Below are 20151 nucleotides of genomic sequence, written 5' to 3' on the forward strand. Positions count from 1 at the left end.
ATGCCTACCGTGAATGTCGCCGGCCTCCCGGCAGCCATTGCTGTCATGGCCAGCCTGCTGCTGCCTGCCACGGCCTCCGCCACGGGCTGCAGGACACCGCTGCGCATTGCCTGGCCTTCCGACCGCGCACCCTTGTCGTCCAGCGAACAGGGTGAGGCACGGGGGCTCGGCGCGGTGTACCTGGAGCTGCTGGGCCGGCAACGGCCGCTGCAGCTGCTGCCCGTGCCGGCCGCCAGCGTGGAACGGGATGAGCTGCCGGCCGGCACCCAGGCGCTGCTGGGATGGCCACGCTCGCAGCTGCCCGCCGGGTGGGTGGCCAGCACGCCCTACCTGCAGCTGCCACAGGTGATCGTGCGCCGGGAGGGTACGCCGCCGGTGCTGGGCCTGGAAGATCTGCGTGAGCGAACCGTAGCCAGCCCCAGCCGGATGCCGCTGCAGGGGCTGCTGGCCGAGCAGGCAACGGGTGCACAGCTGCTGCCACCGGCAGCGCTGGACGATGCGCTCCCGCTGCTGGGCACCGGCCTGATCGATGCCGTGGTTGCCAACCTCGGCGAAGTCGAGGCCGCGTTGCGCCGCTACCAGGGCGATGCACTGCTGATCGCTGCGCCGGCCGGTTTCGATGATGCCCTGGTGCTGGCGACCACGCCCGCCTGCGCCGATGTCATCGCCGGCTTCGAGCAGGCGCTGTCGCAGCTGACCGATCCCGAGCGCGATCAGATCCGCGCGGCCTGGCTGCCGGACCGGCCGCGCAATTGGCCGTCATCGTCACCCCTGCGCTGGCTGGTGCCGGCCTCGTTGATCCTGCTCGCACTGGCGCTGGTACATGCCTACGGTTACTGGCGGGTGCATCGCGAAAGCGTGCGGCGCCGAGTCGTGGAGCAGCGCCTGCAGGAGGTGACTGCGAACCTGCCGGCGGTGGTCTACCAGGCGCGCCGTTCGGCGTGCGGTCACTACAGCTTTCCGCAGATCGCCGGCGACGTGCAGTCCCTGTTCGGAATCAGCGTGGAGAGCGCGCGCATCGATCACCAGTGGCTGCTGGCCGCGGTCCACCCCGAGGACCGCAGCAGGGTGATGGCCTGTATCGAGACAGCCGCATTGGCGCGTGGCCCGATCGATGTCACTTTCCGTACCCGTTCACCACAGGGCTGGCGATGGGTGCGTTCGCATGGGCGACCGTTGTCCTGCGACGATAGCTACGTCGAGTGGAGCGGCTACTGGATCGACGTCAGCGAGGTGCAGTCACGTACCCGCGCGCTGGCCGACGCGCGCCGCGAGGCCGAGCAGGTGGCACAGGCCAAGGCGCACTTCCTGGCCACGATGAGCCATGAGATCCGCACGCCGATGAGCACGCTGCTGGGCATGCTCGAACGGCTGGCGGGCAGCAGGCTGGAGCCACGCCAGCAGCAGGTGCTGGCCACGGTGGATGATGCGGCGCGGATGCTGCGGCAGATCCTCGACGATGTACTGCACAGCCAGCGCCTGCAGGGCGCACCGCTGCAGTTGCGGCCCACCGATCTGGCGGCACTGGTGCGCGCGGTGCAGCAGCTGCTGATGCCGGTGGCCGCCAGCCGCGGCCTGCACCTGCAGGTGGTGCTTGATCCGGAGATGCAGCCGGGATCGCTGGCCGATGGCCTGCGCCTGCGCCAGATCCTGTTCAACCTGGCCGGTAACGCACTGAAGTTCACCCGGCACGGCCACGTGGAACTGCGGTTGCAGGTACTGCAGCAGCACGCCCGCGGGCAGCGGCTGCGCCTGCAGGTAAGCGACAGCGGCGTGGGCATCAGCGAGGAACGACAGCAGGCGGTGTTCGCCGCCTATGCCCAGGCGGAGCGCTCGACCACGCGGCGCTTCGGCGGCAGTGGGCTGGGCCTGGCGATCTGCCGCGAGCTGGCAACCTCGATGGGGGCGGAGCTGCAGCTGCGCAGCTCCCCTGGGGAGGGCACCACGGTATGGATGGATCTGGACCTGGAGGCCTGCGAGGCACCCATGGCCGCACCTTCGGCGGCATCAGCGGATGAGCATCCATTGCCGGCGGCGTGCGTACTGGTGGCTGAAGACCATCCTACCAACCTGCAGCTGCTGGAGCAGCGCCTGTGCGCGCTAGGGCTGCGGGTCCACGCCTGTACCGATGGGCAGTCGGCGCTTGAAGCATGGCAGGCGCAGCCGTTCGAGCTGGTGATCACTGACTGCCACATGCCGGGCATGGACGGCTTCGCACTGGCGCGGGCGATCCGCGCTGATGCCTGCCCGGCACGTGCGCAGGTGCCGATCATCGCGCTCACGGCCAGCGTGATGGAAAGCACCCGCGAAGCCTGTCGCGCGGCTGGCATCGACCACTTCCTGGCCAAGCCGGTGGAGCCGCACGTGCTGCGGGCGCTGCTGGCGGTACTGCTGGCGCCGGACTCAGTGGGCCAGTAGCCGGACGATGCTGGCGGCGGCATCGCGGCCCTCGGCCACGGCGGTCACCACCAGGTCGGCACCGCGTACCGCATCACCACCGGCGAACAGGCGCGGATGCGCGGTCTGGAACGGCAGGCGATCCTTGCCTCCGGCCACGATACGGCCGTTGGACCGGCCTTCCACGCCGTGCTCGGCCAGCCATGCCGGAACGGTCGGCGAGAAGCCGAAGGCGATGATCACCACGTCGGCCTCTAGCAGCGATTCGCTGCCATCGATCGGCACCGCGTTCTGGCGGCCGTTCGCATCCGGCTCACCCAACCGGGTCTCGACCACGGTTACGCCGATTACTTCGTCATCGGCGCCGGCTTCGATCGACAGCGGCTGCCGGTTGAACAGGAAGCGCACACCTTCCTCGCGTGCATTGGCGACCTCGCGCGCGCTGCCGGGCATGTTGGCTTCGTCGCGGCGGTAGGCGCAGGTGACCTTGGCCGCGCCCAGCCGTATCGCGCTGCGCACGCAGTCCATGCCGGTATCGCCACCGCCGAGCACCACCACGCGCTTGCCGTTGAGATCGGGCAGGGCGATGGTGTCTTCCCAGCCGGCAATCGGCCGGCCCTTCGGATCATCACCACCGACGATGCGGCTGTTCTGCACCAGGAACGGCAACGCCGGCAGCACGCCTTTCAGGTCCTGGCCGTCGAGGCCGCCATCGGTGTAGCGGTAGGCGCCGGTGCCGACGAACACCGCATCGTGGGTATCCAGCAACTGCTGCAGGCTGATGTCGCGGCCGATCTCCACGCCGAGGCGGAACTGCACCCCCATGCCCTCCAGCACGTCGCGGCGGCGACGGATCACGTCCTTGTCCAGCTTGAAGCTGGGGATGCCGAACTGCAGCAGGCCGCCGATCTGCTCGTAGCGGTCATAGACCACGGCGGCAATGCCGGCGCGAGCCAGGCGGTCGGCACAGGCCAGCCCCGCCGGACCGGCGCCGATCACCGCCACGCTGTGGCCGGTCGGCTGCACCGCGGCCAGATCCGGGCGCCAGCCACTGGCCAATGCGGTATCGACGATGTACTTCTCCACCGCGCCGATGGTGACCGCACCGAACTCCTCCAGCGTGCAGCTGCCTTCGCACAGCCGGTCCTGCGGGCACACCCGGCCGCACACTTCCGGCAGCGGGTTGGTGCTGTGGCACAGCGTGGCCGCCTCGTGGATGCGGTTCTCCTGCACCAGCTGAAGCCACTGCGGAATGGCGTTGTGCACCGGGCACTTCCAGCTGCAGTACGGGTTGCCGCAGTCCAGGCAGCGGCCGGCCTGGTACTGCGCGTCTTCCTTGCCGAACCTGCCGTACAGCTCACCCCAGTCGCCGGAGGTGCGCAGTTCCACCGGAATGCGCTGCGGCATGGTGCGGGGCAGGTCGAGGAACTGGAAAGCGTGCTTGCGGCTCATGGCGGGCTCTGTAATGCGAGGGGGAACGTTGCCGGCCAGCGGCCGGCACTACCGGAAAACATCACGCGGCGCGTCGCAGGGTTTCGGTCAGCGACTCGATGCTGGCGGCCTTCGGTTTGACCAGCCAGAACTTGCCGATGTAATCGCGGAACTCGTCCAGGATCTGCTGCGCCCAGATGCTGCCGGTCAGCTCGCGGTGGCGGCCGATCAGGCGGTGCAGGTGCTGGCGATAGTTCTCGAAGCCCTCGGCGGACACGCGATGGATGTCGATCAGCTCGTGGTTGTAGCGGTCGACGAAATCGCGATCAACGTCCAGCACGTAGGCCAGGCCGCCGGTGAAACCGGCACCGAAGTTCAGCCCGACCTTGCCCAGCACCAGTACCACGCCATCGGTCATGTACTCGCAGCAGTGGTCGCCGGCACCCTCCACTACCGCCAGCGCGCCGGAGTTGCGTACCGCGAAGCGCTCGCCCGCCCTGCCCGCGGCGAACAGCTCGCCGCCGGTGGCGCCGTACAGGCAGGTGTTGCCGATGATGGCGGTGCTGCGTGCCTCGAAGCGGGCACCGCGCGGCGGTCGCACCACCAGGCGGCCACCGGCCATGCCCTTGCCGACGTAGTCGTTGGCTTCGCCTTCCACCTCCAGGTGCAGGCCACCCACGTTGAACGCGCCGAAGCTCTGCCCGGCGCTGCCGCGAAAGCGCAGTTCCAGCGGCGTGTCGGCCATGCCCTGGTTGCCGTGCGCACGCGCCACCGCGCCGGCCAGGCGGGTGCCGATGCTGCGGTCGGTGTTGTGGATCAGGAAGCGATGCTCGCCGCCGCGCTTGTGTTCAATGGCGGAGGCAAGCAGGCCATCCATCTGCGTGGCCAGGCTGTCCGGCGATTCGTACAGCCGCTGCGCGGCGCAATGGCTGCCCTCGTAGCGGCTGTCGGCCAGCAGGCGTGACAGGTCCACGCGCACGCCATCACGGGGCGCTGCCTCGATCTGCCGCAGCAGGTCGGTGCGGCCGACGATCTCTTCCAGCGAACGCGCGCCCAGGTAGGACAGCCAGCCACGCACTTCTTCGGCCAGCAGCCGGAAGAAGTTCTCCACGCGCTCCGGCTGGCCGGTGAAGTGGTTCTCGCGCAGGCGTTCGTCCTGGGTGGCCACGCCGGTGGCGCAGTTGTTGAGGTGGCAGATGCGCAGGTACTTGCAGCCCAGCACGATCATCGGCGCCGTGCCGAAGCCGAAGCTGTCCGCGCCCAGCAGCGCGGCCTTGACCACGTCCAGGCCGGTCTTCAGCCCGCCATCGGTCTGCAGCAGGGTGCGCCCGCGCAGGTCGTTGGCCAGCAGCGCCTGGTGCGCTTCGGCCACGCCCAGTTCCCACGGCACGCCGGCATAGCGGATCGAGCTGACCGGCGACGCACCGGTGCCGCCGTCATGGCCGGAGATGGTGATCAGGTCCGCACCGGCCTTGACCACACCGGCGGCGATGGTACCAACGCCGGCATGGCTGACCAGCTTCACCGATACCAGCGCGGTCGGGTTGACCTGCTTGAGGTCGTAGATCAGCTGCGCCAGGTCTTCGATCGAATAGATGTCGTGGTGCGGCGGCGGCGAGATCAGGCCGATGCCCGGCCGCGCGTAGCGCAGACGTGCGATCAGTTCGTTGACCTTGTGGCCGGGCAGCTGGCCGCCCTCGCCGGGCTTGGCGCCCTGCGCGACCTTGATCTGCAGCACTTCGGCATTGACCAGGTACTCGGCGGTAACGCCGAAGCGGCCCGAGGCGACCTGCTTGATCTTGCTGCGCTTCGCGGTGCCATAGCGCGCGGGATCCTCACCGCCTTCGCCGGAATTGCTGCGGCCGCCGAGGCGGTTCATGGCGATGGCCAATGCTTCATGTGCTTCCGGCGACAGTGCGCCCAGGCTGATCGCCGCAGTATCGAAGCGCGGGAACAGGGTACTGGCTGGAGCGACCTCGTCCAGCGGCACGGGCGCGGCCGCCGGCACCAGCTCCAGCAGGTCACGCAGCGCCGATGGCGGGCGCGCATGCACCGCATCGCAGTACTGCTGCCACGCACGCGGGTCACCGCTGCGCGCCGCGCGCTGCAGGGTGGTCACCACGTCCGGGTTGTACATGTGGTATTCGCCGCCGTGCACGTACTTCAGCAGGCCGCCGACATCCACGCCCTGCTGCGCGTCCCAGGCCTGCGCGCACAGTTCGCGCGCGTCGGCATCCAGGCGGGCAAAGCCGGCGCCGCCGATGCGCGAGGCGGTATCGGGGAAGCACAGGTCCACCACTTCCGCTTCCAGGCCGATGATCTCGAACAGCTGCGCGCCGCGGTAGCTGGCCACCGTACAGATGCCCATCTTCGAGATGATCTTCGACAGGCCCTTGTAGATACCCTTGCGGTAGCGGCGGCCGATCTGCGATTGCTCGCCGCCCTTGCTGAGCTTGAGGATGCCGCGACGGCCCAGGTCGAACAGGGTCTGGTAGGCCAGGTACGGGTAAACCGCCGTGGCACCGAAACCGAGCAGGCAGGCCATGTGGTGCGGGTCACGTGCAGTGCCGGTCTCGACGATGAGGTTCACGTCGCAGCGCAGGCCCAGCCGAGACAGGTGGTGGTGGATGGCACTGGTGGCCAGCAGCGCATGCACCATCGGCCGCCCGGCCACCGGGTAGCGGTCGGACAGCAGCAGCATCACCATGCCATCGCGCGCGGCCTGTTCCGCTTCGCTGCAGATGCGTTCGATGCCGGCGCGCAGGCCTTCGTCTTCGCTGTAGGAAAGGTCGAGCAGGCGGTTGGCCCGCACGTACTGGTCCATCTTCAACAGCTGGCGCAGCTTGCGCTGGCTCAGCACCGGCGAGTTGAGGATGACGTGGTTCACCGTCTCCGGGCCGGCATGGAAGATGTTGGTTTCCTTGCCGAGCTGGGTGGACAGCGACATCGCGCAGTCTTCGCGCAGCGGGTCGATCGGCGGGTTGGTGACCTGCGCGAAGGCCTGGCGGAAATAGTCGTACAGCGGGCGGCTGCGCTGGCTCAGCACCGCCATCGGCGTGTCGTCGCCCATCGAGCCGGTGGCTTCCTGCTCGGTCTCGGCCAGCGGCCGCAGCACCTGCTCCACCTCCTCGCTGCTGAGCTGGTACAGCTTGTGGTAGCTGCGCAGGGTGCCTTCGTCGAAGGGCTCTTCCACCAGCGACGGGTCGATCAGTTCGGTCTGCAGGTAGGTCACGCCCTGCTGCAGCCACTGCTTGTAGGGCGCGCGGCCGCGGTTGATGCGGTCGACCGCATCGGAGTCGAGCAGGTCGCCGCGCTTGAGGTCGATCGCGATCATCTCGCCGGGGCCGAGCTTGCCCTTGCGCACCACGCGCTCGGTCGGCACTTCCCACACGCCGGCTTCGGAGGCGACCAGGAAGTGGCGGTCGGCGGTGAGCATCCAGCGCGCCGGTCGCAGGCCGTTGCGGTCCAGCGTACACACCGCATAGCGGCTGTCGCAGGCGACGATGCCGGCCGGGCCGTCCCACGGCTCGCTGTTGAGGCCGTGGAACTCGTAGAAGGCCGCCAGGTCCGGATCCTTGAATTCCAGCGACTGCGTGGCAGGCGGCACCAGGATGCGCAGCGCCTGGATCAACTCCATGCCACCGGCGACCATCAGCTCCAGCATGTTGTCCAGGCTCTGCGAATCCGAACCGTGCATGGAGATGACCGGGTCGAATTCACCAATATCGAAGCGCGGCGTCTTCCACACCTTGCTGCGTGCCTGCGCCCAGCGACGGTTGCCTTCGATGGTGTTGATCTCGCCGTTGTGGGCGAGCATGCGGAACGGATGGGCGAGCGGCCAGCGCGGCAGCGTGTTGGTCGAGAAGCGCTGGTGGAACACGATCGCGCTGGAGGCCAGCTCGCGGCGCTGCAGGTCCGGGAAGAAGCGGCTGAGCTTGTCCGGCAGCACCATGCCCTTGTAGCTGATCGCATCCGGGGTGAGGGTGGTGACGTAGAAGTCGGCGTGATCGCGCAGCTGCTGTTCGCTGCGGCGGCGGGCCAGGAACAACGCCAGCGCGAAGCCGGCATCATCCTGGCCAACCCCCGCATCGACGAACACCTGCTCGATGCGCGGCAGCGTGTCGCGCGCCAGTTGGCCGCAGACGCTGTCGTCGGTCGGTACCTCGCGCCAGCCAGCGATCTTGCAGCCCACCGCTTCCACCTGCGCCTGCAGCTGCGCGCGGCAGGCCTGCGCCGCGTCGGCGTCGTGCGGCAGGAATACCAGGCCGGCGGCGAAACGCGCGGCGGTGGCGATGCCGGCTTCGCTGGCCAGCAGTTTCAGGAACGCATCGGGGCGGCGCAGCAGCAGGCCGCAGCCATCACCGGTCAGGCCATCGGCGGCAACACCGCCACGGTGGGTCATGCGCGAAAGCGCGGCGATGGCGGTATCAACCAACAGGCGCGATGGTTGATCGTCGAGCTGGGCGACCATGCCAAATCCACAGGCATCGCGCTCGGAGCGCGGGTCGTAAAGCCCTTGGCGGTTGCGGGGGGCCATCTCTACCTCGATGCGTATAGGGTTGGCGGCGACACTCGTCCCCGCTCATTCCCTGGAGCGCATCGTGAGGCCACCGGATGCCTCGACTAGATCACAGGTTGCTGCAACGCCGCAATACACGGTTGCAGGTGCAACAGAACGCGCCGGCAACCCAGTGCCGGCGCGGGGCGGGACTCAGCCGCAGCGCACGCCGCTGATGGCGCCCTTGGCGTCCACTTCGATGTTCAGGCGGTCGCCGAGGAACTCCATCGTGGCCATATCATTGGGCTTGAGCACGCGTACCTGGCTGGCGCCTGCATCTTCCTGCGCCTGCTTGCCCAGCCCATCGGTGTAGGCCTGGCCGACCAGGCTCTGCACCTGGCTGGCATCGCAGGTGCCGACCGGCGGCGCCTCGATGGCCTTGCCGGCTTCGTCGGCCGGTGCCTTGGCGGCTTCGGCCGCCTGCTGGGCGTGGGCCGTGGCCGAATCCTGTTCATCCAGCGCCGGTGCCTGGCAGGCGGTCAAGGCCAGCACGGCCGGCAGCAGCAGGGCGGAGAGCGAACGGGCGCGAATCGGGAACGACATCATGACTCCGGAAGGGGTTGTGAAGACCCGAGCATAGCGGCGAACCGGCCCTCACGTGTTTGTCTTGTGTTATCGACAGGATCGCGGCACGGCGACCGCGACACTACTGGCATGCCGACCGCCTCCACTCCCGAACGACAGGCCGCGCGCGCGGCCGGCCTGCGCTATGTCGACGACACCCAGCCGGGCATCAGCCGGCGCCGCGCCGGAAAAGGTTTCAGTTACCGCGATGCTGATGGCCACGCGATACGCGACGCCACCATCCTGCAACGCATCCGCGCACTGGCGATTCCACCGGCCTACACCGCGGTGTGGATCTGCGCCCACGCCAACGGCCACCTGCAGGCCACAGGCCGCGATGCGCGCGGGCGCAAGCAGTACCGTTACCACCCCGACTGGGCGAAGGAGCGCGACGCCGGCAAGTTCGACCGCATCATCGCCTTTGGCGAGGCCTTGCCCACGCTGCGGCGGCGGTTGTCGCGGGATCTGAAACGGCCGGGTTTCCCTAAGGAAAAGGTGCTGGCCATGGTGGTCGCGTTGCTGGCCGACACCCTGGTGCGGGTCGGCAATGAGACCTATGCGCAGCAGAACCGGTCATTCGGACTGACCACACTGCGTAACCGTCATCTGGAGCTGCTGCGTGGCGGCCGGGTGCGCATGCGTTTCCGCGGCAAGTCCGGGCAGCTGCAGGAGGTGACCGTGGGCGACCGCAGGCTGGGGCTGCTGGTGCGGCGCCTGCAGCAGCTGCCGGGGCAGGCGTTGTTCCAGTACCGCGATGACGACGGTGCGCTGCAGCCGGTCGACTCCGGTGCGGTGAACGACTACCTGCGCGAGGTGATGGGCGAGGACTTCACTGCCAAGGATTTCCGCACCTGGGGCGGGACCGTTGCGGCGGTGCAGGCGTTTGCTGCCACCGAGCTGCCGGAACCGGCCAGCCGGCGTGCGCTGGCGCAGGCACAGCGCAGCGTGGTGTGCCAGGTGGCGGCCCGGTTGGGCAACACGCCGGCGGTGTGCCGCAAGGCCTATATCGACCCGTGCGTGTTCGTCGGCTGGGAGCGCGGTGAACTGGCCAAGCTGGCCGGCCTGCGCGGGCCGCGCCAGTGGGAGCAGGCCACCCTGCGCGTGCTGCGCAGGGCACGCCGGCTCAGCCGCAGTCGTCAGCCGCAGTAGATCGCGACGATATTGTTGGTGCGGCCCTTCTCGATGGTCAGGCGGTCGCCGCCTTCGCTGGCCGGTGGCACCCGCGGGCCGTCGTGGCGCAGGACCCGCACGTGCAGGCTGTCGCTGTCCACGCGTGCACGGGCCACAGTGGCGTCCGAGGCGGCCAGGCCCACCGCGCCGCGCACCCTGTCGCTGTGGCACTGGCCGGAAATCACGCCGTCGATCGGCTGCACCTGGGCCATCGGTGTGCTGCTGCAGGCGGCGAGGGCAAAGCAGACGGCGGCGGTGGCGATGGCATGTTTCATGGAGGCGTTCCCTGTGTGGTTGCGTGCAGGGTGCGACGGCGCACGTGGTGGCGGAATGAATGCCGTGCACATCGTGGACACGGCGCGCTCACTGCCGCCAACAGCGTGCGTAGAGAGACTGCAGGTGCGGCGCGCGCCGCCCCCCCGGTAGTGTCGGCCGCTGGCCGGCAGCCCCGTTCCCTCCCGAGGAGACCTGCATGGCCACCACCAAGAAGACACCCGCCCGCCGAAAGGCATCGCCGAAAGTGCGTAAAGGCAGCCCCCCGGCCAAGGCGGTCGCCGACCCCGATCGCCCGCGAGTAGTGAAGACCGCGACCCGCAAGGCGGCCGCCAGCGATCCGCGGGCAGCACGCGTCGCGGCCCGGCAGCGGCGCCTGCAGGACCAAGAGAAGGCCAAGGACGCCCGGGCGGCCAGCAAGGCCACGAAGAAGACCGCGACCCAGGCCGGCGCACGGCGCCAGCCGGAGGCGATGCCGGCGCAGCAGCTGGCCAAGCCCGGGCATGAGCACGAACTGGAGCTGGCGCCCCGCTTCCTTGCACCCGACTACGCGGGCAGCGGCAAGCTGCAGGGCATGCGTGCGATCGTCACCGGTGGCGACTCCGGCATTGGCCGTGCGGTGGCGGTGTTGTTCGCACGCGAAGGCGCGGACGTGGCGGTCCTGCACCTGGACGAAGCCGAAGATGCCGACATTACCCGGCAGCACGTGGAGCGCGAAGGCGGCCGTTGCATCGTGATCGCCGGCGACGTGCGTGATCCGCGCTTCTGCGACAAGGCCGTCAAGCAGGTGGCCAAGGCGTTCGGCGGCATCGACATCCTGGTCAACAACGCCGCGTTCCAGCTGCACTGCGAGCGGCTGGAAGACCTGGAAGACGCGCACCTGCAGGAGACCCTGCAGACCAACATCGGCGGTTACATCCAGATGGCGCGCGCGGTGCTGCCGCATCTGGGCGAGGGCGCCAGTATCATCAACACCGGTTCGGAAACGGGCATCTTCGGCAGCAAGGCGCTGATCGACTACTCGGCCACCAAGGGCGCGATCCATGCGTTCACCAAGTCGCTGGCCAGCCAGCTGCTGCCACGTGGCATCCGGGTCAACTGCGTGGCGCCGGGGCCGGTTTGGACGCCGCTGAACCCGGCCGACAAGCAGGCCGAGGACGTCGCCGAGTTCGGCAAGGACAGCGACATGGGCCGGCCCGCACAGCCCGAGGAACTGTCGCCCGCCTATGTGTTCCTGGCCTCTCCGGCCTGTGCCAGTTACATCAGCGGGGTGATCCTGCCGGTGATGGGCGGTCCACGTGGGTGAGACGGGGCTGCCGGCCGCTGGCCGGCAGCCTCAGGGCACGGTCACCGCAGGCGCATAGAGATCGGCAATGCGTGGAATGAACTGCTGCGGATTGGCACCGACCAGGTTGGTCAGCACCACCACCGCCACGCCGCGCTCGGGATAGACCACGAACGCCGCACGCGCACCGCCGATACCTGCCACCTGCAGGTCGGGCGATGCGCGCAGTACCGGCCAGCCCTCCGCCCACGGGCCGGCACGGCCATCCGCCAAGCGCTCTGCGCTCCACATCCGCCGCAGGGCCGCCTCCGGCAGCAGGCGGCCTTCAGTCAGCGCGGCCAGCCAGCGCGCGGTGTCGTCGGCGGTGGTGAGGATGCCGCCACCGGCCCACAGCGAAGGCGGTATGTCGTAGAACCAATGCGACAGGCGTGGCGGTGCATCGGCCGCGTCGGTGGCACGCGGGGCCAGGCTGTACATCGTCGCCGCATCCGGAATCAGGTCGTAGCTGTCGCCGAAGGTGGTGCGTGCCATGCGCGCGCTGCTGAACTGGCCGGTGGCGAGGAAACGTTCGTAGGGCATGCCGGATTGCTTCGCGATGATCCGTGCCAGAAGAACGTAGTTGGTCTGGTTGTAGGCGAAGCGCTGCCCGGGCGCTGCTTCGAGTGGCCGGGTCGTCACCGCCGCCCATGCCTGTGCTTCGGAACCACCGCCCAACAGCCCGTTCGCATCAAGGATGTCCGGAAGGCCGGAGGTATGCGCCAGCAGCTGGTGTACGCGTACGTCTCTCCACGCTGGTGGAAGATCATCCAGGTAACGTGAGGCCGGCGCGTCCAGATCCAGCTGCCCCTGCTGAGCCAGCTGCGCGGCGGCTACGCCGGTGAACGCCTTGGTGGCCGAGTTGAGCGGGAAGCGGGTGTGGCGCGAGGCAAGCACGCCGTTCTCGACGTTGGCCAGGCCGTAGGCTTCAGACAGCACGATCTGCCCGTCCTTGACCACCGCGACCTGCAGCCCGGGGATGCGCTGCTGCATCATGATCTGGCGGATCAGGCGGCGGGTCTGGTCGTTGGCATGGTCCTGGCTGGCAGAGACGGCGGTGAAGGGCAGGGCACTGATGAGCATGAGCACGACTCGGAGCATTGGACGGAACATGCGGAATTCCAGCGGGCGTTGCGGATCGGATGCGGACAGCGCGCCAAAGGTTTAAGTGCTCGGCGCCGCTACCGTTCGTCGGCCCATGACTTCCGGGGGGTTGACTACAGCTGTCGTCAAGCTGACAGTGGCGACACGTGTAGTCAAGGGAGTGGTGTCATGCGTGGCAAGACCATCGGGGACCAGGAGCTGGCCCTGCTGCAGTACATCGATGAACATGCGCCGGCCAGCGTCGGCGAGGTCGCCAGTGGGTATGGAGAGGCCCGAGGCCTGGCCCGTTCCACCGTGCTGACGATGATGGAGCGGCTGCGGGCGAAGGGGTATCTTCAGCGCCGGCAGCAGGACGGCGTCTACCGCTACCAGGCCACCCGTGGCCCGCAGAGCGTGCTGCAGGGTGCCGTGGCCCAGTTCGTCGACAACACCCTGCAGGGCTCGGTGTCGCCGTTCGTGGCCTACCTGTCGCAGCGCCAGCAGGTCAGCGACAACGAGCTGGCCGAGCTGGAAGCGCTGGTCGCCCAACTCCAATCGCGTCGCCACGAGGGCTGAGCCATGGACACCACGATGCTGATCCCGATGCTGGAACGGCTGGGCTGGACCAGCCTGCAGACCGTACTGCTGGTGGCGCTGGTGTACGGCCTGTGCCGCGTGCTGCCGTCGCTGTCGGCGGCCACCCGCTGCCGCCTGTGGTGGCTGGTCTCGCTGCAGGCCGTGCTCGGCCTGTTCTGGAGCCAGCCGTTGCAGTTGCCCTGGCTGCCGGCCCCGCAGGCGGTGGCGATGACCGCAACCGACGTGGCCGCTGACATGGTCTACCCGCTGGCCCCGGAGGCCTCGGCACAGTTGCTGGCCGCGATGCCGATGCCTGCAGCGGACGTGCCGGCAGTGGCGTGGTGGGCCGTTGCACTGGCTGCGCTGTGGGCATCCGGCGTGCTGCTGATGGCGCTGCGCACCTTGGGTGAGTGGCGCCGCTGCCGCGCACTGCTGGCTGCGGCCTATTCCTGCGAGGACGAGGCGCTGGTACAGGCGCTGCAGCTGGCCTCCGATGCGCACGGCGTGCGTCCTGCGCCGCGGTTGTGGATGAGTACGCAGGTGGACGCACCGCAGCTGGTCGGGCCGTTCCGCCCGGTGCTGCTGCTGCCGGCCGGCGACAATGCCCTGCAGGGCGATGCGCTGGACCTGGCCCTGACCCACGAACTGCAGCACCTGCAGCGGCGTGACCTGCAATGGGGCCTGCTGCCTGCACTGGCCCAGCACCTGTTCTTCTTCCACCCGCTGCTGCGCCTGTCGGTGCGTGAATATGCACAGGCGCGCGAGGAAGCGGTGGATGCAGCGGTGGTTGGCCAACATGGCGCCAGCCGCCAGGCCTATGGCCGCCTGTTGCTGCAGTTGGGCGTGGCCCCGCAGCCGCATCTGGGCGTGGCCAGCGCCGCACCGAGCACCACCAGCCTCAAGCGTCGCCTGCTTTCGCTGCAGTCGCCCCGGTCCTGCCCGCGTCTGCTGGCGGTGGCGCTGACCGCTGCGGTGGTGGTGGTGGGCGTGGCGCCGATGCGGCTGGTCGCAGCGCCGGTGCCGCCCGCCCCGCCCGCCCCTCTGGCCGCGCCGAAGGCCGTGGCGCCGCCACCGCCTAAGGCCCCGGAAGCACCGTCCGCACCGCCGGCGGCCGCGGCTGCCCCAGCGGCACCTGCCGCACCGGCAGCCCCGGCCGAACCTGCTGACGCGACCGGGCCCGACGATGCCGACGTGGCCGACGTCGACGATGCCACCGGCATGGCCGAAGACGATGAAGGCACGGCGTCGGCCGCCCGCTCCATCACCACCTACGGCCGCCTGGACCTGGGCAAGTCGCCCCGGGAGGCCTTTGTGCTGGTCGATGGTGATTCGACTTTCGCCAACGGCGGCATGGACGACGTGACGGTGGCCCGCAGGCAGCTCGGCAAGGGCCCGGCGCTGTGGTTCCGCCAGGGCGACAAGCGCTATGTGGTGCGCGACCCGATGCTGATCCAGAGCCTGCAGCGTGCCTACAGTGGTGCCGCAGAGCTGGGTCGCCAGCAGAGCGAACTGGGCCGCCAGCAGAGTGCGCTGGGTCGCCAGCAGGGCGAACTCGGCAGGCAGATGGGTGAGATGAGCCGCCTGCAGGGCGAGGAGTCGCGCCGCATCGCACTGATTGCCGCCGAGGCTGCACGCAATGCGATGGCCGCCCACGACATCAACCGTGAGGCCGCCGCGGAAGCGGCGAAGGCAGCGCGCGGTGCAACCGGCGATATGGCCGTTGCGCGTGAGGCTGCACGCGAGGCCGCTGCCGAGGCACGTCGTGCGATGCAGGAAGCCCGCAGCGAGGCCACGCCGTCCGGCCGCACCCGTGACATGCGGCGTCTGGCCAACCAGCAGTCTGAACTGGCCAGCCGCCAGGCGGCACTGGGCAGCCAGCAGGCCGCGCTGGGTGAGCGCCAGGCACGCGTGCATGCGCAGGCATCGCAGCAGGCACAGCAGGTGATCGCGCGTGCACTGGCCAGCGGCAAGGCCGAGCGCCTCTGAAACGGCGGTAGCGCCGGGCCATGCCCGGCGCTACCAGCGGAACATCAACCGCAGCTGGCGCGTTCGATGCGGTTCTGCGCATCCACCTGCACGGTCACGCGGTCTTGGCGGAAGTCCATGGTCACCGCCATGCCAGGCTTGACCACCCGTGCATTGCGCGCGCCGCTGGCGCTGACCAGCTGCTTCACGGTGGCCTCGTCGGCGGTCTTGCCGGTGAAGGGTTCAAGCTTGTCGGGCTGGCACTCATGCGGGCCATCGGCCGCCGGTGGCGGCGTGGTCTCATGCGCGGTACTGCTGCCGGCATGGCTGCAGGCGGCCAAGGGCAGGATGGCGAGCAGGACCAGGGGATTGAGGCGCATCGTCGGGCTCCAGGCGTGGATGGTGGCGGCAGTGTCACCGCTGCCACCGTCAGGGCATGTCAACGCTGCCCCGTGTCATTACTGCCCGACCAGCGCCAGTGTCTCGCGCTCGCGCTGTTCCTCGTGCACCAGCCGTTGCAGCAGCAGGGCCAGGGTCACCACGTCCTGGTGGTTGTGCTCGGCGACCCGGCGCAGGTTCACCGCGTCGCCGCCACGCAGGAAACGCAGCCATGCACCGGGTGCTTCCGAACCGGGCAGGTCGTCCTCGCGGACCACGCGCAGCAATTGCCGCTCGATGGTGGACAGCTTGCAGTTCTCCCAGGTGCCGCGATAGCGGCGACGGGTGGGGTAGAGCAGGTCCACATGGTCCAGCGCGGTGATCGGATCGCGTTGGCGCGCCAGCCGGTAGCGCGCCTTCAGCAGCGGCGCATCGTAGCTGCGGCCGTTGTAGCTGCAGAACACGGTGGAGGGCTGCAGCCAGCTGGCGAAGGTGGCAAGCATGGCCTCTTCGGCGGCCATCGTCGACATCAGCAGCTGGCGGACGCGCAGGCCGTCGCCGCGTTGCGGGCACGTGTGCCAGTCTGCGGCGCCGATCATGAAGGCACGGGTGCCGGTGCCACCGGCCAGGCCGGTGGTCTCGGTATCGAAGAACAGCAGGTCGCGCGCAGCTACGTGCTGGTCCTCGCGCTTGGCGAAGGCCAATGACAGCGGGGTGGTCGGGATTGGTTGCGGCTGCAGCGATTCGATCAGGAACAGGCCCGGTGCGATCTCCTCGCCGGGCAGCTGACGATCCTGTGCGCTGGCGCGTGCCGGCGTGGCACTGCCGCGGGAGCGCAGGCCGAGCAGGCGATGCAGGCTGCCTACTTCCGGCCGACGCAGCGGTGTGGGTGCCGGTGCGGAGGCCGCAGCGCCGGTCGGCTTGTGGCGGATTTCCTGTTCGACCCAGGCGAACACCGAACGTTCGGCCGGTGGTTGCCGCGCATCGTTGGCGGCCACGGGCGCCGGTGGCGCAGGGGGCGCGTCCGGCGCGGCCGGTGTGATCGCCTTCGGGTCGCCGGCCTGCTTCCGCAGCAGGCGCAGCTTGTCCAGGCTCAGGCTCACGGTGCCAGCAACTCCATCGGCTCGCGCGTGGTGATCACCACGTCGGGCACATGCTGGCAGGCGTCGGCATCGAACAGGTCGAGCACGCGCAGCGCCAGCGTGCGCGGCGAAGTCTCATCGTCTTCCTGCGCGGCCAGCACCGGACCCACGCAGGCCGGGCAGCCAGCCTTGCAGTCGCAGCGCTGCACCAGTTCGCGCGCGCGCTGCACCAGCTCGGCCTGGCGTTGCCACAGCGGTTCGCTGAGGCCGACACCGCCGGGGAAATTGTCGTACAGGTACACGGTGGGCACGAATTCCTGCAGCAGCTCCACTCCAGCGGGATCGCCCTCGCTGCCGCGCAGCTGGCCACGGCCACTCTGGTCGGCGATGGCGAACCAGGAACCATCGCCGTTGCCGACCGACTTCTGCAGGTCGCGCGCATCGGCCATCACCGCCACGGTGGCAACGATGTGCAGCGCGTAGGCGGCGCCGAGAAAACCATCCAGCGCATCCTGCTTGCTGGCGAACGCACGCAGCAGCAGCGCCTGAGGCAGCTGCCACCACACCGCCGTGGTGTGCAGTTCCTGGTCAGGCAGGTTCACCGGGCCGTAGCCGATGTTTTCGTGGGTGTAATAGCGGATCTTCTTGTAGCCGGCCACGCGCCGCACTACATGCACTTCGCCATGGTGCGAATCGCCACGGCCGGCCACGCCGCCGTCGAAGCGGTCGAGCACCTTGAGCTTGGTGAAGTCGATGCTGTCGGTGTAGTAGTCCACGTGGGTGCGGGTGACGTAGGCCTTGCGCCCGTCCCAGTCCAGCGTCTCCACCTGGTACGGAGTGGACTGCACCATGTGGATGGCGCCTTCGTACAGGGTGAGTGCGGCGGCGGAATAATCGACCTCGGCGATGATCTGCTGGCGGCCATCGCTGCGGTCGACCACCACGAAGTTGCCATCGGCCACCGCACGCAGGCTGACCGCGTTGGCCGGATAGCTGTCGGCGATCCATTCCCAGCGCTCGCCTTCGCGGTGGATCACTTCGGTCTCGGCCAGCGCTTCCAGGAACACTTCCGGATCGATCGGGCCGAAGCCATCGCCGACCCGGAACGGCAGCTCGAAGGCCGCGCACCGGATATGGTCGAACAGGATCAGCGGCTGGTCCGGCGCGATACGCGCGTGCTCGGGCGAGGCCTCGGCGAAGAAGTCCGGATGCCGCACCACGTACTGGTCCAGCGGCTGCGAACTGGCCACCATCACCCCCAGCGCGGGCTGCTGGCGGCGACCGGCACGGCCAAAGCGCTGCCAGGTGGCGGCCACGCTGCCGGGGTAACCATTGAGGATGACCACGTCCAGGCTGCCGATATCCACGCCCAGTTCCAGCGCCGACGTGCTGACGATGCCGTCGATGTTGCCGGCACGCATCGCGCGCTCGGTCTCGCGCCGCTCGGTGGGCAGGTAGCCACCGCGGTAGGCGCGGATGCGCGGCGGTTTGCGCGGGTCGTGGTCGAAGATGTCCTTCAGGTACTTGGTCAGCACTTCGACCATCAACCGGGTCTGCGCGAACACCAGGGTCTTCAGCCCGGATTTGATCGCGATGCGCGCGATGCGGTTGCTCTGCGACCGCGCCGAGGCGCGCAGGCCCAGGTCCGGATTGATCACCGGCGGGTTCCACAGCAGCACCTGTTTCGGCCCGCTGGGCGCGCCGGATTCGGTGATGGCGGTGACCGGCGCCTCGATCAGCGCCTCGGCATGTGCCTGCGGGTTGCCGATGGTGGCCGAGCACAGGATGAACTGCGGTTGCACGCCGTAGAACGCGCAGATGCGCTTGAGCCGGCGCAGCACGTTGGTGACGTGGCTGCCGAACACGCCGCGGTAGGTGTGTACTTCATCGATGACGATGTAGCGCAGGTTCTCGAAGAACTGCGCCCACTTGGTGTGATGCGGCAGGATCGCCTGGTGCAGCATGTCCGGATTGGACACCACGATGTCGCCATGCAGGCGGATCGCCTGGCGCGCATCACCCGGGGTATCGCCATCGAAGGTGAAGGCCTTGACGCCCAGATCGCCAGCACGGTTGAGTTCCAGCAGCTCGGCCACCTGGTCCTGTGCCAGCGCCTTGGTCGGGAACAGGTACAGCGCCTTGGCCTTGTCCTGCATCGCCGCGCTGACTACCGGCAGGGTGTAGCACAGCGACTTGCCGCTGGCGGTGGGGGTGACGATGGCCACGTGCTCACCACGCTGGCTGGCCTCCCAGGCCTCGGCCTGGTGGCTGTAGAGCTGCTCGATGCCGCGTGCCTTCAGGGCCGCGGCCAGGGCCGGCGGCACCGACCTGGGAATGGGCGCGTAGCGGCCTTCGCGGCCGGGAATGGCGAAGCTGCCGGTGATGCGGTCCTGGTAGCGGCGCTGCAGGCGCGCGCTGAGCAGGGCGCCGTCGCGGGCGGGCAGGCCGTCGCGGGTGGCGAGCTTCTGCTCGGCGTCGGCGGTGCGCTTGGCGAGTTCGTAGGCCATGGAAAGTGGAGCCGGGACGGATTGCGAGGGGTCACATGGCACCACACTCACGTCTCAGGATGTGAGACACCGCACACGGCGGCCGTGAACCGTTCATTGCCACGGACGGGTCCGGACGCTGCGCGATGTCCGCGTCAAGCGCCTCGCTGCGGCGGAGGAACTGCACCATGGATGCCGTCCCCATCCCCCGGCGGGAATGAAGTTCGTTGCAAACTTCGGTGCCCGGTCAGCGCAGCGACGATGCGTGACACACCCTGAATGCCCCCGCCGATGCCAACGAAATCTGAAGCCCGCATCCGTATCCTTGTTCACTGGACGCAACCAACAGGGTGGATGGCTGTGGCACGACCGGGAACGCAGGGAGCACTGCTGGCCAGCCTGTTGCTGGCGGGCATCGCGCAGGCGCAGCAGTCGGTGCCTGCGTCTGGTCCTGCGCCTGCACCTCCTGTAGATGCGCCGGCCGCACCCCCCGCGCCGATCTCCACCACCCCGCCACAGGACGGCGTCACCACCTTGGGAGAAGTTCGCGCGCTCAAGCCGGATGACGAGCCGGTGGACCTGTACCGCTTCAAGAACCCGGTGAAGTTCGGCGACAACCGCTTCAGCCGTGACTGGAGCGAGCCGCCGTCGCCGGAGCAGGTCAGCATGGGCGGCGGCTACATCATGATGGGCGTGGTCAAGGGTGTGATGGCGGCAGCCAAAGGCATCAACAAACTCACCGGCGGGCCGGACCAGATCCAGGCGGCCGTGGCGCGGCCACCGCCAGAGCTCAGCGCCGAACAGCAGCAGCGCGCGCTGCGGTTCTCACAGGAGCAGGATGCCGGCGACACAGCGCCAGTGAAGTAG

At 68.9% G+C, this 20151-nt stretch carries 14 protein-coding genes; 6 read left to right on the top strand and 8 right to left on the bottom strand.

From position 1 onward, the window contains the following. Positions 1-9 precede the first annotated feature (9 nt). Positions 10-2418, top strand: a complete 2409-nt coding sequence (locus ROV95_RS03405) for an ATP-binding protein (protein WP_312543805.1) — start codon at positions 10-12, stop codon at positions 2416-2418. On the opposite strand, the gene ROV95_RS03410 is transcribed toward ROV95_RS03405, so the two are convergent. The 3 genes from ROV95_RS03410 to ROV95_RS03420 form a co-directional block, all read right to left on the bottom strand. Then, positions 2404-3849: an FAD-dependent oxidoreductase gene (locus tag ROV95_RS03410; protein ID WP_019661976.1), complete on the bottom strand. Its 1446-nt coding sequence runs from the start codon at positions 3847-3849 to the stop codon at positions 2404-2406. The genes ROV95_RS03405 and ROV95_RS03410 overlap by 15 nt on opposite strands. A gap of 61 nt (positions 3850-3910) precedes the next feature. Next, a complete protein-coding gene (gltB, locus tag ROV95_RS03415; protein WP_312543013.1) occupies positions 3911-8365 on the bottom strand; it encodes a glutamate synthase large subunit in 4455 nt (1484 codons plus the stop codon). A gap of 174 nt (positions 8366-8539) precedes the next feature. Further along, a complete protein-coding gene (locus tag ROV95_RS03420; protein ID WP_312543015.1) occupies positions 8540-8929 on the bottom strand; it encodes an I78 family peptidase inhibitor in 390 nt (129 codons plus the stop codon). 111 nt (positions 8930-9040) lie between these two features. Between ROV95_RS03420 and ROV95_RS03425 the strand changes: the two genes are divergently transcribed. Next, positions 9041-10099, top strand: a complete 1059-nt coding sequence (locus ROV95_RS03425; RefSeq protein ID WP_312543017.1) for a DNA topoisomerase IB — start codon at positions 9041-9043, stop codon at positions 10097-10099. Here ROV95_RS03425 and ROV95_RS03430 read toward each other — a convergent pair. Beyond that, entirely contained in the window at positions 10087-10395 is a 309-nt protein-coding gene (locus ROV95_RS03430) for a hypothetical protein (protein ID WP_019661972.1), read from the bottom strand. The two genes, ROV95_RS03425 and ROV95_RS03430, sit on opposite strands and share 13 nt — an antisense overlap. A gap of 197 nt (positions 10396-10592) precedes the next feature. Between ROV95_RS03430 and ROV95_RS03435 the strand changes: the two genes are divergently transcribed. Further along, positions 10593-11699 carry an SDR family oxidoreductase gene (locus ROV95_RS03435; RefSeq protein WP_312543021.1) on the top strand — a complete coding sequence of 369 codons (1107 nt, stop codon included), beginning with the start codon at positions 10593-10595 and terminating at the stop codon, positions 11697-11699. Between the two features lie 30 nt (positions 11700-11729). Here the strand turns inward: ROV95_RS03435 and ROV95_RS03440 are convergent, their stop codons facing one another. Further along, on the bottom strand, positions 11730-12797 hold the full coding sequence (locus ROV95_RS03440; RefSeq protein WP_312543024.1) for a serine hydrolase domain-containing protein: 1068 nt from the start codon (positions 12795-12797) through the stop codon (positions 11730-11732). Positions 12798-12986: 189 nt separating this feature from the next. On the opposite strand from ROV95_RS03440, the gene ROV95_RS03445 reads away from it, so the two are divergent. Beyond that, positions 12987-13373 (top strand): BlaI/MecI/CopY family transcriptional regulator, encoded by a 387-nt coding sequence (locus ROV95_RS03445; protein ID WP_019661969.1) that lies wholly within the window; start codon positions 12987-12989, stop codon positions 13371-13373. A gap of 3 nt (positions 13374-13376) precedes the next feature. Further along, positions 13377-15359, top strand: a complete 1983-nt coding sequence (locus ROV95_RS03450; protein ID WP_312543026.1) for a M56 family metallopeptidase — start codon at positions 13377-13379, stop codon at positions 15357-15359. A gap of 44 nt (positions 15360-15403) precedes the next feature. Here the strand turns inward: ROV95_RS03450 and ROV95_RS03455 are convergent, their stop codons facing one another. From ROV95_RS03455 to ROV95_RS03465, 3 genes are all read right to left on the bottom strand, one after another. After that, positions 15404-15718, bottom strand: a complete 315-nt coding sequence (locus tag ROV95_RS03455; protein WP_019661967.1) for an I78 family peptidase inhibitor — start codon at positions 15716-15718, stop codon at positions 15404-15406. A 78-nt stretch (positions 15719-15796) separates the two neighbouring features. Beyond that, positions 15797-16819, bottom strand: a complete 1023-nt coding sequence (locus tag ROV95_RS03460) for a ribonuclease H-like domain-containing protein (protein WP_312543031.1) — start codon at positions 16817-16819, stop codon at positions 15797-15799. Beyond that, the gene (locus tag ROV95_RS03465; protein ID WP_312543033.1) at positions 16816-19305 is read right to left on the bottom strand and encodes a DEAD/DEAH box helicase; all 2490 of its coding nucleotides are present in this window, start codon (positions 19303-19305) and stop codon (positions 16816-16818) included. The genes ROV95_RS03460 and ROV95_RS03465 overlap by 4 nt, the downstream gene beginning before the upstream one ends. Before the next feature lie 333 nt (positions 19306-19638). Between ROV95_RS03465 and ROV95_RS03470 the strand changes: the two genes are divergently transcribed. Further along, complete coding sequence (locus ROV95_RS03470) at positions 19639-20151, top strand: hypothetical protein (RefSeq protein ID WP_227852941.1); 513 nt, start codon at positions 19639-19641, stop codon at positions 20149-20151.

The sequence above is a fragment of the Stenotrophomonas maltophilia group sp. msm1 genome (assembly GCF_032025805.1).
Taxonomy (GTDB): domain Bacteria; phylum Pseudomonadota; class Gammaproteobacteria; order Xanthomonadales; family Xanthomonadaceae; genus Stenotrophomonas; species Stenotrophomonas hibiscicola.

Bases quoted from the DNA above. Each gene is read 5' to 3' on its own strand.
- ROV95_RS03410 (WP_019661976.1), bottom strand. From the start codon at position 3,849: ATGAGCCGCAAGCACGCTTTCCAGTTCCTCGACCTGCCCCGCACCATG.
- gltB (WP_312543013.1), bottom strand. From the start codon at position 8,365: ATGGCCCCCCGCAACCGCCAAGGGCTTTACGACCCGCGCTCCGAGCGC.
- ROV95_RS03420 (WP_312543015.1), bottom strand. From the start codon at position 8,929: ATGTCGTTCCCGATTCGCGCCCGTTCGCTCTCCGCCCTGCTGCTGCCG.
- ROV95_RS03425 (WP_312543017.1), top strand. From the start codon at position 9,041: ATGCCGACCGCCTCCACTCCCGAACGACAGGCCGCGCGCGCGGCCGGC.
- ROV95_RS03430 (WP_019661972.1), bottom strand. From the start codon at position 10,395: ATGAAACATGCCATCGCCACCGCCGCCGTCTGCTTTGCCCTCGCCGCC.
- ROV95_RS03435 (WP_312543021.1), top strand. From the start codon at position 10,593: ATGGCCACCACCAAGAAGACACCCGCCCGCCGAAAGGCATCGCCGAAA.
- ROV95_RS03440 (WP_312543024.1), bottom strand. From the start codon at position 12,797: ATGCTCATCAGTGCCCTGCCCTTCACCGCCGTCTCTGCCAGCCAGGAC.
- ROV95_RS03445 (WP_019661969.1), top strand. From the start codon at position 12,987: ATGCGTGGCAAGACCATCGGGGACCAGGAGCTGGCCCTGCTGCAGTAC.
- ROV95_RS03450 (WP_312543026.1), top strand. From the start codon at position 13,377: ATGGACACCACGATGCTGATCCCGATGCTGGAACGGCTGGGCTGGACC.
- ROV95_RS03455 (WP_019661967.1), bottom strand. From the start codon at position 15,718: ATGCGCCTCAATCCCCTGGTCCTGCTCGCCATCCTGCCCTTGGCCGCC.
- ROV95_RS03465 (WP_312543033.1), bottom strand. From the start codon at position 19,305: ATGGCCTACGAACTCGCCAAGCGCACCGCCGACGCCGAGCAGAAGCTC.
- ROV95_RS03470 (WP_227852941.1), top strand. From the start codon at position 19,639: ATGGCTGTGGCACGACCGGGAACGCAGGGAGCACTGCTGGCCAGCCTG.